This window comes from Lactococcus garvieae (genome assembly GCF_016027715.1).
Taxonomy (GTDB): Bacteria; Bacillota; Bacilli; order Lactobacillales; family Streptococcaceae; genus Lactococcus; species Lactococcus garvieae_A.
This window is the reverse complement of the sequence record NZ_CP065691.1, coordinates 623,870-636,168: the sequence shown is the minus strand read 5'-3', so window position 1 is coordinate 636,168 and position 12,299 is coordinate 623,870. Positions and strand designations below refer to the sequence as shown.

General features: G+C 38.0%; 14 protein-coding genes and 1 other annotated feature. Of the genes, 3 read left to right on the top strand and 11 right to left on the bottom strand.

From position 1 onward, the window contains the following. Positions 1-68: 68 nt before the first annotated feature. Both I6G50_RS03265 and I6G50_RS03260 read right to left on the bottom strand, forming a co-directional pair. Positions 69-698: an SDR family oxidoreductase gene (locus I6G50_RS03265; protein ID WP_081167862.1), complete on the bottom strand. Its 630-nt coding sequence runs from the start codon at positions 696-698 to the stop codon at positions 69-71. An 88-nt stretch (positions 699-786) separates the two neighbouring features. Then, a complete protein-coding gene (locus I6G50_RS03260) occupies positions 787-1,227 on the bottom strand; it encodes an Rrf2 family transcriptional regulator (protein WP_197909151.1) in 441 nt (146 codons plus the stop codon). A 145-nt stretch (positions 1,228-1,372) separates the two neighbouring features. On the opposite strand from I6G50_RS03260, the gene I6G50_RS03255 reads away from it, so the two are divergent. Continuing rightward, positions 1,373-1,903, top strand: a complete 531-nt coding sequence (locus tag I6G50_RS03255) for an HdeD family acid-resistance protein (RefSeq protein ID WP_081167857.1) — start codon at positions 1,373-1,375, stop codon at positions 1,901-1,903. Positions 1,904-1,949: 46 nt separating this feature from the next. Here the strand turns inward: I6G50_RS03255 and I6G50_RS03250 are convergent, their stop codons facing one another. The 3 genes from I6G50_RS03250 to I6G50_RS03240 all read right to left on the bottom strand — a co-directional run bounded on the left by I6G50_RS03250 (position 1,950) and on the right by I6G50_RS03240 (position 6,107). Continuing rightward, positions 1,950-3,110 carry an MFS transporter gene (locus tag I6G50_RS03250; RefSeq protein ID WP_197909150.1) on the bottom strand — a complete coding sequence of 387 codons (1,161 nt, stop codon included), beginning with the start codon at positions 3,108-3,110 and terminating at the stop codon, positions 1,950-1,952. 171 nt (positions 3,111-3,281) lie between these two features. Next, positions 3,282-5,540 (bottom strand): bifunctional glutamate--cysteine ligase GshA/glutathione synthetase GshB, encoded by a 2,259-nt coding sequence (gshAB, locus tag I6G50_RS03245; protein WP_197909149.1) that lies wholly within the window; start codon positions 5,538-5,540, stop codon positions 3,282-3,284. A 129-nt stretch (positions 5,541-5,669) separates the two neighbouring features. After that, on the bottom strand, positions 5,670-6,107 hold the full coding sequence (locus I6G50_RS03240; RefSeq protein ID WP_197909148.1) for an SACOL1771 family peroxiredoxin: 438 nt from the start codon (positions 6,105-6,107) through the stop codon (positions 5,670-5,672). 138 nt (positions 6,108-6,245) lie between these two features. On the opposite strand from I6G50_RS03240, the gene I6G50_RS03235 reads away from it, so the two are divergent. Beyond that, the gene (locus I6G50_RS03235; RefSeq protein ID WP_197909147.1) at positions 6,246-7,094 is read left to right on the top strand and encodes a transporter substrate-binding domain-containing protein; all 849 of its coding nucleotides are present in this window, start codon (positions 6,246-6,248) and stop codon (positions 7,092-7,094) included. After that, complete coding sequence (locus tag I6G50_RS03230; protein WP_197909146.1) at positions 7,081-8,556, top strand: amidase family protein; 1,476 nt, start codon at positions 7,081-7,083, stop codon at positions 8,554-8,556. The genes I6G50_RS03235 and I6G50_RS03230 overlap by 14 nt, the downstream gene beginning before the upstream one ends. Before the next feature lie 60 nt (positions 8,557-8,616). Here the strand turns inward: I6G50_RS03230 and I6G50_RS03225 are convergent, their stop codons facing one another. From I6G50_RS03225 to rplJ, 6 genes are all read right to left on the bottom strand, one after another. Further along, positions 8,617-9,192 (bottom strand): TMEM175 family protein, encoded by a 576-nt coding sequence (locus I6G50_RS03225; RefSeq protein WP_003134660.1) that lies wholly within the window; start codon positions 9,190-9,192, stop codon positions 8,617-8,619. 50 nt (positions 9,193-9,242) lie between these two features. Then, positions 9,243-9,440, bottom strand: a complete 198-nt coding sequence (locus tag I6G50_RS03220) for a hypothetical protein (RefSeq protein ID WP_003134661.1) — start codon at positions 9,438-9,440, stop codon at positions 9,243-9,245. Then, positions 9,430-10,326, bottom strand: coding sequence for a VOC family protein (locus tag I6G50_RS03215; RefSeq protein ID WP_197909145.1), 897 nt, complete (start codon positions 10,324-10,326; stop codon positions 9,430-9,432). The genes I6G50_RS03220 and I6G50_RS03215 overlap by 11 nt, the downstream gene beginning before the upstream one ends. 120 nt (positions 10,327-10,446) lie before the next feature. Continuing rightward, positions 10,447-10,854 carry a hypothetical protein gene (locus I6G50_RS03210; protein WP_197909144.1) on the bottom strand — a complete coding sequence of 136 codons (408 nt, stop codon included), beginning with the start codon at positions 10,852-10,854 and terminating at the stop codon, positions 10,447-10,449. Between the two features lie 253 nt (positions 10,855-11,107). Continuing rightward, complete coding sequence (gene rplL, locus I6G50_RS03205) at positions 11,108-11,473, bottom strand: 50S ribosomal protein L7/L12 (protein WP_003134668.1); 366 nt, start codon at positions 11,471-11,473, stop codon at positions 11,108-11,110. Between the two features lie 78 nt (positions 11,474-11,551). Beyond that, positions 11,552-12,067 (bottom strand): 50S ribosomal protein L10, encoded by a 516-nt coding sequence (gene rplJ, locus I6G50_RS03200; protein WP_003134670.1) that lies wholly within the window; start codon positions 12,065-12,067, stop codon positions 11,552-11,554. 34 nt (positions 12,068-12,101) lie between these two features. After that, positions 12,102-12,228, bottom strand: a sequence feature (ribosomal protein L10 leader region). Positions 12,229-12,299: the final 71 nt, after the last annotated feature.

The window sequence follows — 12,299 nt, the reverse complement described above, 5'->3', positions numbered from 1 at the left end:
CTCACTCTTTTACATCTGTTTTATAACAAAAATAAAGGGAAATCACTTAAGATAACCCTTTATTTTTGTTATTTTTGAAAAACACTAATACGTTGACCAACGTAATTACCTTCAAGAGCAATGTTAATCATCGCTTTAGCATAGTCCGCATAACTGATAATGCTTTCACCTTTATCGTTGAGAGTAAATTCCTCACCAGCAATCACATAGTCGCCTGTTGGTTCACCATCCGCTTGGAAATCAGCAGCAGGGCTCACGTACGTCCATTTTACGTTATTACGCTTTCTTAATTCTACAAGAGAATCAGACATAGCTGTAGCTAATGGCTTGAAAGCTTCTGGGAACCCTTCGGACTGATAGAGCGCCAAATCATGTTCTGGAGTGAGATAAAGACTCCCAGCGCCACCTACGATTAACAAGCGTTTGTCTGTATCTTCAACTAAATCAGCGAGATGTTGAATAGATGTTGTATGTTGTACAAGACTGTCCTCCGCCCAAGTGCCAAACGCATCGATAATAACATCAAAATCCTTGATGTCTTCTTTGGTCAAATCAAACAAATCTTTCTGAAGTGTTGACTGAGCTGCTGTTTTATTTTCACCACGGACAATGGCTGTAACATCCAGACCTTTATCTACTGCCTCTTGAACAATGTGACGACCGGCTTTACCATTTGCTGCTACTACTGCTAATTTCATATTTGACCTCCATGTCATTCTTTGTTGTAATGTTTTTTGTTACAACTAATTCTACATAAGCTGCCTGTAAAAGTCAACGATTTTGTTTTTAAGGATTAATAGCTACATAATGATCAATATCTGTCATAACCTCTTGCAAGGACATGGCTTTCATTTGGTCTTCCATTGCTTTTTGGATTAAATCAAGTTTACCGTCAAGTACCTGATGGATGTTTTTCCCTACAGAACAGTTAGGGCTTGGATGCTCATGAAAATGGAACAGTCCTTTTTTATTCACTACCTCTACAGCATTGTAAACATCAAATAAAGAAATCTCAACCACGGGTTTAGCAATCTCTGCGCCACCACTTCCTCTAGTCACAGTAACCAACTCGTTTGCTTTAAGTTGCTGAAGTACTCTTCTGATGATAACAGGATTAACATTGATGCTCGTCGCCAAAAAATCACTGGTAATCTTATGTTTTCCTTCAAACGTGTGGATACAAGCGAAAATATGAAGCGCAATGGTAAACCGACTCGATATTTGCATTATTTTCTCCTTAAACTCTCAATTTACTTTAAGTATAAATGTCCGCTCTCCGAATGTCAATTATAATAACTAACGAAATGAATTGTACGCTTTCCATTCAAAAATAAGTTATAATTAAGATATCAGAAAAGAAAGGGGTATTAATATGTTTTCTGAAGATTTTTCAAAAAAATTACGTAAAAACGTCGGAATTAACGGTCTTATTTCCACACTTATTGGACTGCTTATCCTCTTCTGGCCTGGACGTACTGCACAGGTAGGTACCGTTCTAATTGGGATTTCCTTTATTTTAATTGGAATTTCTTATCTTGTATCTATTTTTGCTTTGATGAATGAAAATCCATGGTCAAGATTTGGACACCTTCTCTTAGGGACTGTCTATTTGATTGCTGGCCTTTTCTCCTTAATCAATTTGGCTGCGGCAACAACAACCTTATTTATTATTATTGGGATTTTAGTTGGTTTCACTTGGATAACAGAAGGCTTTGTATCTTTCGGCTACGTGCCTTACTCACCATCAAAGCCCTGGACAATTTTATCTGGACTGCTCAGTGTAGTAGCGGGATTCATGCTTCTGCTCACACCATTATGGGGTGCAATGGCCCTTTGGACACTTTTAGGAGTAGTTGTACTTGTTCTAGGTATCTTTAAACTTATCCGTTATTTTACTTGGTAAGTATAAAAAAAAAGAGTTCTCATGGGAACTCTTTTTTCTTTAAAGTTTAACTTTTTTTACTCTTACGATTCATGAGTGTTGATAAAATTCCTGTTCCAAACAAAATAATTGCTGAAATATAATAGGGGAAAAAGTGATTAATATCAAACATAACCCCAGCAGCTAAGGGACCTAAGATATTACCAAAACTTGTAAAGGTTGAGTTTAAACCATTGATAGCACCTTGCTGATCGCCTGCATGTTTTGAAAGATAAGTTGTAACTGCAGGTCTAAACAAATCAAAAGCGAGGAAAACGACAAAAGTAGAAAGAGCGACAATGATGCGGTTACCCGTAAAGGCAATCACCGCAATAAAGAGCGCACTGGCAAAGAAAGTCACATGAATCAAGTGCATTTCCCCAATTTTTCCAACAATCCAATCGAAGAGGAAAAGTTGGAAGAAGAGAGCAAGGACACCCCCTACAGTAATCACCAACGCAATTTCACTTGTGGTGAAGCCAAAGTTAATCGTTGCCATAATGCTATAGATTGACTCAAAAGCTTGCAGACCAAATGAAGAAATCAAGATAACGACAAAAAGAGAGGTGAACATTGGATTTTTAAGGATATCCAAAAAGGAAGCTTTAGGGGTATCAGGATTGATATCCATTGTTTTTTCTGGCTCTTTTAGTATAGTCATACTCATGACAAACCCAATAAATGCTAAAAAGGCTGCCACATAGAAAGGCACACGTATACCAAAAGTTGCTATGAAACCACCCACACCAGGCCCAATAATGAAACCTCCACTAATAGCTGCGGAAACTTTTCCCATAGCTTTAGCACGCTCACCTAATGTTGTTAAATCTGCTACATAGGCTGTAACGGAGGGCATAAGCAAGGCCGCGGCCACACCACCTAAGGCGCGCGATACGTAAAATAACGATTTGACTTGTGCCAAACCAAATAAAAGTTCAGAAACAGCAAAAATAATCATACCTAAAGCAATCAGTTTTTTACGACCCACTTTATCTGATAAATGCCCCGCAATAGGTGATGCAACCAACTGAGCAATAGCAAAGATGGATATCATCATTCCCATTGTTGTTCCAGAAAAGTGCATCTGTTCTTTAAGTTGTGGCAGAACAGGAATAACAAGTCCTACTCCTAAGAAGACTAGCAATAAGTTTGAAATTGCTAGATTAATCATCCACTTTTTATTTGTCATAATGCTACACCCCAATAATCCGATAAAAAGACAGATTCAAAAAATTTGAAACCGCCTTTTTATTGTATTCAATTTATTAGTACTATTCTATCATATTATTTCATAAAATTAAAAAGTATAAATTTATTATACCTTTTATTCTTCTTAATGTTCCTAAATACCATACAATAGTTAAAATATTTCAGGAAAAAGGAAACGTAAAACTTCCATGGTTACACGTCTTCCTTTGCCCTTAAGTGGATACAGATGAAACAACATAGCTGGATTAAAATTTGCTTCTATAATGCTGTATTTCCTTGCTGTTTTATCTGTTATATCATCAATGAGGAGATCCACACCAGTTATATTGACCTGTAATGCTTGGGCGGCTTTCTCTGCAATAAGCTTGTATGCTTCGGGCATTTCATCTGTCATATCAATGGAATCCCCTCCTGTCGAAACATTTGAATTCTCGCGAAGATTTATCTTTACATCTTTTGGAGGAATACTCTCTACTGTATAACCTTGAACTTCAAGCATTAGCTTCTCTGTGTCCCCAAGCTGTATTTTTTCGAGGGGGAAACGATGGTCATGCCCCCGTAGAGGATTTTCATTTTTTTGAGTAACCAGTTCGGCGATAGTGGATGTACCATCGCCGATGACGTGGGCTGCATCTCTGCGAAGGACAGCAATTGTTTTGCCATTTAGCACGAAAAAGCGGTACTCGGTACCAGAGATAAATTCCTCCACAATCACTTCTTTATCTTCTTTAAAAGCAATAGCCAAAGCTTTTTGGAACTGTTCTTCTGTAGCTGGCTTTTTAAATATGGAAATACCTAAACCATAATTTGTTGACTTGGGTTTTACTACAATAGCCTTGTCTTGAAATACTGTATAGGCACGAGTTGCTTCGGCTATATCTGTGAACTCTTGACCTTTAGGAGTATTTAGCTGCTTCCGTTTTAAGAGCTTTTTGGTCACCACTTTATTTTCCATGATAGCATAAGCCACCATGGAATCTTTGGAAGTCATGTTTCCCTTCTCAATAATTTCTTCATGAGATTCATACTTAAGTGAAATCATCTGATCGTGTGCATCTAATATCTCTACCTTGAGTCCTTTTTGGATGGCATCAAAGAGTAGGTTTTGAGTAGACAATTCCAAATCTGTAAAGCCAGACAGTTGAAAAGGACGCTCGAAGGTCTGTGCCCGATAAGTTTCTGCTAACTCTAAAGCAAAATTATTATTTTCTTGATAAGCAAGCTCCATGCGCCCAGCTAAAGTTTCTTCTGGATGCTCAATCATGCGAGCAAATTGAGCAATAATCATTTGATCTTCGGCTGAAAAGTTCAATTCTTGGGCGAAATGGCGCATCTCAGTGAAAAAGAGAGAACCTTCCTCATAGTAAGCCGTCTTCTCTAATGGATTTTCAAGTGCAACTTCGTCATTTATAGCTTCACCATACTTTTGACTCACATTCGGTGTTTCTTCTTCTTCTTTGGCTATCAAATAAAGGGCAAATAGATGAACGAAACGGCTTGTATCCTTGTCCATAGCTACACGCACAAAGGGATTTAAGTCAAAATTACGAAATTCAACATATTGAATGCCCTTTTCTAGAAGTTCTTCTACCCGTTTTCCACCCCGTAGGCGTACTGCCGAATAAAATTCTTTCATTTCAGACAGTTCACCAGCTTTAACGTAGCCTTCTAAGTTACTATAGTATTTTTCCAAATTTTCATAACTTACGAAGATATCTTCGGCATTGCGGTAGCCAAACTTTGAGTTTCGGAGAGAGCGGGCAGGTTGTCTGGGGCTTGCGAACTTGTCAGTAAAGAAGCCTGCATTCGCGCGTGGTGAACCACCTAAACAATAAGTAATAATCCACATGTAACGTAAATATTGTCGAGAAAGTTTCATATATACTTCCGTTTTGAAACTCTTAAAGTCCTTTTCTGTTTGCTGCTCCCACATAACTCTCAACAGATCTTCAGAAAATTCAAAATTATAGTGAATGCCTGATACCATCTGCTTACGTTTGCCGTATTTTGAAGCTAAACCCTGACGATAAGCAACGTCTTCTTCTTGCTCTAACTGTGCCAGCTGAATGTCTTCTTCCTTTTCAGGTAAAGCTGGTGGCATAGACTGTACCCAGAGAAGTTCTTTTTTTTCTAACGAGCGTATCATCACGTCATGGAGTGCCTCCATAAATTGTAAAGGCTGATCAGAACGTTCAAATACAGGAGTGATGGCTTCAAGCTGAGTTTCAGCAAAATCAGTTTGGATATAAGGATGAAAACTACGTGATCCTAAAGCTTTAGGATGAGGCAGTGAACTCAAATTTCCGAAGTCATCAATCCGATGTCCTTCTCTTTCTAAGCCAAAACGTGCTTGAAAAAGGTGGGGTCTTACTTTTGAATGAGATAATATTTTTCTATAAGAAATAGTCATTTTTCTTTCCAGAGTTTCTATATTTTATTTGAGACAGTATGTAAAACTTTCACTGTTATTATATCATGTTGGAGCTTGCCACTTATCAAAATAAAAATGCGGATGCTATTTTTCCAAAAAAGTTAGCTATTATTCGACTTCTAGCTTAAGTTTCATTTCTATCACTACATTCCCTTGTATAGCGCGTGAAATCATACAAGAATTTTCTGCATACACTGCAAGTCGACGTGTTTTTTCCAAGTCTGTTCCCTTCGCTACTTTCAAGTACACACTATGTATAATCTTTTCATATTTAAAGACTCCCTTTTCGACACTTACTGTAGCTTCTGAATCAACGTGGAAGGTGACTGCATCTATTTGATTACGCTCTAGCAGTGCGGCTAAAGTAATCGTATAGCAAGTACTGGCTGCACCTAAAAGCATTTCATCTGGATTTGTCCCTAGTCCTGGGCCATCCATACTTGCGGGAATAGAAATTTTTTCTTGGAGAACTCCTGTCTGAATGTCGCCTACGGCATCACGCCCTCCTGGCCAAGTAATCTTTGAATTAAATATATGTTTTACCATTTTATACCCTTCCTTATCACTATCGTACTGTTCTGATGATACCAAAAATTTGTAAACATAAAAAGCTACTGGATTATTAAATTTTGCTAAAATAAAAACATACAGAAAGGAAGGGTTTGCAAGAACCCATTTACATAAATGAATAAAAAATTAGTTTTAGGTCTAGCCTTATTTTCTCTCACTTCTTTTGGGGTATTGACCGCTTGTAGCAAAAAGGAAGACGTTAAGTCTGAACCGAAAGAAATCATCGTGGCAACCAATGCCAATTCAAAGCCCAATACTTATATGGAAAATGATGAGCTTACGGGTTACGATGTCGAACTTGCACGCGCTGTCTTCGATGAGCTTCCTGAATATAAATTGAAATTTCAGGTTATAGATTTTAATTCAGTTTTATCTGGCATCGATAATGGTCGCTTTCAGATGGCCGCCAATGCTTTATCATGGACGCCGGAGCGTGCAGAGAAATATAACTATTCTCTTCCCTTGTCTAAGTCAGCGACTTCTGTAGCTGTCAAGCCTAACTTAGAGGTTAAAACCCTAGCTGATCTGGCTGGTAAAACCACCGAAGTTCTATCAGGCGTACAAGTTGCAACCATGCTTGAAAATTGGAACAAAGAAAATCCTGATAAAGCTATGAAGCTTAAATATATGGATGCAAGTTATCCTTTGCCTTCATATGTCGCTGACGTAGATTCTGGTAAGAGTGATTTCGTCATTTATGACCAGATTTCATTAACTCAGATTATACAACAACATGACTATAAACTTAAGGTAACGCCTATTGACCTTGGAGAAACGGACAAACATACGGGGTTCAGTTATTTCCTTTTTGGAAAAGACAGTGAGGACAAAGACTTACAGGAAAAAGTTGACCAAGCACTCGTCAAATTGCAAAAAAATGGAACAATGAAGAAACTTTCTCAAAAATACTTAGGGGGAGATTTCACTCCCAGAGAGGATGATATGAAAGATGGTAACGATTAAAGATGCTACATATTGGGTCGAAAAAATTCGGCAAGGTGAAGTTACCCCTACTGAATTACTAGCAATTACGCAAAAAAAAATTGATGAAATTAATCCCAAGTACAATGCTCTAGTTGATTATGATATGGCGAAGGCTCAGGAAGATATTATAAAAACAAAGTCAGGATATTTTGCAGGTCTTCCCTTTCCTTTAAAAATGTTAGGGCAAGATCATGCAGGCCTTCCCTCAACATCTAGTTCTAAGCTTTTTCAAAATAGTATTGCACGCTCCGATGATAATTACGTTAAAGCTTTGCTGGATTCAGGATTAACACCTTTCGGTCAGACAAATTCTCCAGAATTTGGCTTCAAAAACATATCGGATTCAGCACTGTATGGAGACACCCGGAATGTTTGGAATACTGCTTGCTACTCGGGCGGATCATCCGGCGGTGCAGCATCTGCTGTTGCCTCTGGAATTTTTCCGATGGCTGGGGCTTCAGACGGTGGTGGCTCGATTCGTATTCCTGCTTCTTTTTCTGGGCTTATTGGCTTAAAGATGACACGGGGGCTTATGCCCCAAGGACCGGGAAATTATCGTGGTTGGCAAGGCGCTGCTACGACTGGGGCTTTAACCGTTTCGGTTCGTGATACGGCTTCTTTTGTAGCCGAAATGCAACGCTCACAGGAAGCTGACCCCTATCAAACACAGTTGTTAGATAAAGAAGTTTTGCATCACTTGACGGAACCCGATCAAGCTTTACGGATAGCCTACTCTTTCGATTCCCCTATATCAGGAGTTGAAATTTCCGATACATCAAAGGCTGCTCTCCAAAAAGCGGTTGACTTTTTAAAAAACCAAGGACACCAGCTCTCGGAAGTATCTTTTCCCCTGGATGCACGTATTTTGGTTCAGACATACTACCAAATGAATGCCGCTGAAACTTATGCCATGCTCAAGCCTTGGGAAGCTGCAAACAAGCGGAAAATTAATCCTCATGATGTTGAAACATTGACCTATGCTCTTTTAGAAGCTGGGCGGAAAGCTGATGCTGCCTCTTACATCCACGCTCTAAACTTATGGGATGAAGCTTGTGCAACCTTTGACGAGAAGATTTTTACAGACTTTGATTTCTTTTTAACGCCTACAACAGCAAAAACAGCTCCAGCGATCGATGAGGAATTAATAAGTAGTGATTTAATAGAAAAGATGAAAGATATTGCGCACTATGCTTTTAATGAACAGACGGAGATTATCGCAAATGCCTTTGAAGCATCTCTGCATTTCACTCCCTATAATTTCATCAGTAATCTCACTGGGCAACCTGCACTTTCACTTCCCGTTTATAAGGAAACTGAAAGCAACCTCCCACAAGGCGTGCAACTTTGGGGTAAAAAGAATTCTGAGGTGATGATGCTTCGTCTAGCTTTACAATTTGAAAATCATGAACAGTTTGTATTACCTGACTATTATCGTGAATAATAAAAACAGAGCCCTGAGCGCTCTGTTTTTCTCTTGTTTTTACACTTGAAGAGGAAGCTTTTAATTCTTATTGACATAGCTTTCAATTTGTTTATCCGGGATAATCCACGGAATCATACTCAAAATTGTTGCAATAAGCGAAATCTGCGCAACTGGAAGTAAGATTGTCAATATAATACCTATTACCAATATTAAAATTGAAAAACCGCCTTTCCAAACCCAACGCATATCTTTTAACTTATAGTTTCTTGATTTGAAGATTTCATAACTTAAAATGTTAAAAATGATATCAATCGCTAAGTTATTGACGGCATATAATATCTCTGGAGTCTTTGAACCTGAGTACTCTGACAGCCAATTTGTTGTAAAAGGAATAAAGCTCATAAAAAACAAGAGCATAATATTCCACCAAAGAATTTTTCCCGATACCTTTTCTGCTAAATGAAAAAGATGATGGTGATTATTCCAGTAAATAGCAAGTAGATAAAAACTCGCCAAATAGGTCAAAAAGATAAAGCTCATATCAAACAAGTCAGACCAGTTTGGACCTTTAGGAATACGCAGATTCAATACCATAACAGTAATTAATATGGCAACAATACCATCGGTAAATGCTGAAATTCTCCCACTTGTCATCTGTTTGCTCCTTCATTTTATGTTCACCCTAGCGAGGTGTTTTCAACTTTTTATTTGCTCAATTCAAAATAAAGTGCAGCGACATTTCCTTTGAAATCACGAGCTGCTCCATTAATTTCTAGTTCTAAAACTTTTGCTGAATCTTCCAAAGCGGGTATTTCACGGTTTTGGAGCAAAACAAATTCTTCTACATCTGCAAATTCTTTACTTTCTTGACGGCCGTTAAGGTGTTGTACTTTAATTTTCATAATTTTCTTCTTTCTCTTTTTCAAAATGGACGCCTTGCTTTTGATAATAACGCAAGAGTTCTTGACGTTTCTTCTCATATCGTGGAGGGAGGGCCAAGCCACTGCCCAGATCTTGAATGGATTCGTCCAATGTAAAACCAGGAGTTCGTGTTGCAAACTCGATGCGGACACCTCCAGGTTCACGTAAATACACAGACTGGAAGTAGCCCCGATCCACATAAAGTTCTCTTTCATAGCCTAGTGCGTGGGCTTTCTCCCAAATTTCATCAAGTTCTTTGCTGGAATCGACAGCAAAAGCAACATGATCAATGGAACCCTTGCCCCAGATACGCTCAGTCTGATTTGTTTGCGAAGGCAAGAGCTGAATTTCTGTGTCTTGGTCCATAAATTGCTGGAAAAATTTCTGTGTGGCTGATAAATTTGAGCTATAGAGCCGAGTTCCCCAAAGACCTGTAATCTGATATTCAGCAGGAACATCTGACAAAAGATTACGTCTAGCATCATAATTTTGCTCGTCTACTTCTATAAATTCTACCAAAATATTATCAAAATCTGTAACCTTAAGCAAACCGTCTATTTGCTGATAATCAAGATTAAACTTTTGGAAACGATGTACCCAATATTCTGTACTACCTCTCGGAATTTTAAACTGAATACCTGTAAGATAATCTGAACCATCCTGTCGCACCACGTCAAAACGCTTATCGGGGAAAAAGGTGACAATTGTTCCAGGAGTTCCCATAAAATCTCCATAATAAACATGACGCATATAAATATTTCCCTGATTAATTGAATTTTTTACTAATCTAAGACCTAAAATATCGACATAAAAATGATAATTCTGTTCAAAATCAGCTGTCAACAAAGATAAATGATGTAGCTCCATTTGTCCACCCTCCTTTTATGTTTACAATTGTAAACCTATCTTGATCATATGTCAAGAATATATACTGAAATATAAAAACAACACCTACTCAGTAAATGTTGTTTCAAGAGGATTTAATTTTTAAGTTTTGACAATATTTTTAATCTTTTTCTTTTGAAGAACTTTCTGTAGCCCTCTTATATTCGGCAAACTCTTTTTTAATTGAGCCAGTTCTTCTTCTAGAGCTGACTTGGACTTCCTATACGCGAGTTCCTCATCTAGTTTTGATTTACGCTCTAAGAGTTGGTCTGTACTTAAATGTTTCAAATCCGCATTTTCGATAATTTGAGCTTGACTTTTTTCTTGGTAGATTTTATAAAACTTGTAAATCGCATAGCAAAAGAGTGCGAGTAGAATAAGTAAAATAAGACCTTTAATGACTGACACAAGACCAAACGCTTCATGATAGCGTGTAACTGGGCCATTCATCATGTTGTTGCGAAAATCGTCACTCGTGACAATGCCTTCTTTAATTGCTTCTGGGTTCATAGGGAGTGCTCCTTTATTGTTTTGAAATTTCCATAAATGTTACAACCTTTACCTTATTATAACTTTTATTACTTAAACAAAACTTTCCACGAAAAAAATTCTACTTTAACAAGAGTCTAGAACACAAAAAAAACAGCCAAATCGTTTGGCTGTTTTCTGGTTGCAATCTTTTCCGAAAGCATTATTTTTGAATCTGCACAAGGCAAATAAATAAAGGAATTAGGAAGCTTTACAACCTTTTTCACTCAAATGATTATTTAAGTGTGATTGAAGCACCAGCTTCTTCCAATTTAGCTTTGATTTCTTCAGCTTCTGAAGTTGCAACGCCTTCTTTGATAACTGTTGGTGCGCCATCAACGAGTTCTTTAGCTTCTTTCAAGCCAAGACCAGTGATTTCACGAACAGCTTTGATTGTAGCAACTTTTTTGTCGCCAGCTGCTGTCAATTCAACGTCGAATGAATCTTTAGCTGCTGCTGCTTCACCGCCAGCTGCTGCTACTGCTACAGGTGCTGCTGCAGTTACGTCAAATTTTTCTTCGATTGCTTTTACGAGCTCAGAAAGTTCGAGGATTGTTGCTGTTTCAAGTTCAGCAACGATGTTTTCAATGTTCAATGCCATTTTGATTCTCCTAGTAAATTTTAGTTTGTTGCGTAAATCCGCCGATATAAAATTTGCTTACTGTAATTCCTGATGGAATTAAGCAGCTGATTCTTCTTTTTCTGCAACAGCTTTGACTGCGAGAGCCACGTTGCGGACAGGTGCTTGAAGCACTGAAAGAAGCATAGAAAGAAGACCGTCGCGGTTTGGAAGAGATGCAATAGCTGCAATTTCTTCTTTGCTTGAAACTTTTCCTTCGATGACACCAGCTTTAATTTCAAGTTTGTCTGCTGTTTTAGCAAACTCGCTCAAGATTTTAGCAGGTGCAATAGCATCTTCGTTTGAGATAGCTACTACTGATGGGCCTACGAAGCTGTCGTTCAATTCTCCGAGTCCAGCTTTTTCAGCTGCACGACGCAAGATTGAGTTTTTAACAACTTTGAATTCCACACCAGCTTCACGCAACTCTTTACGAAGTTGAGTGTCTTGTTCTACAGTTAAACCACGTGAGCTTGCAACAACGATAGATGTCGCAGCTTCGAATTTTTCTGCAAATACGTCAACCAACTCAGCTTTCTTAGCAATAGTTGCTTCGCTTACTTTGTAATCGCTCATTTGTTTACCTCCATTTTATTTTGTTCGTAGAAATTTTTACAAATAAAAATCCCCACGACCAAAAGACATAGAGAGTTCAATCATTGTTTAAAATGTTTGTCCTCGGTTGGATGCTTATGACTAATGTCCCCAACTGTCTTCGGTCAGTCCTTTTCAGAACTTCTCTTAGTATATCAGATATTTTTTTAAAATGCAAGAGTAAAACAAAAATTTTTTTTAAATATTTATTTCA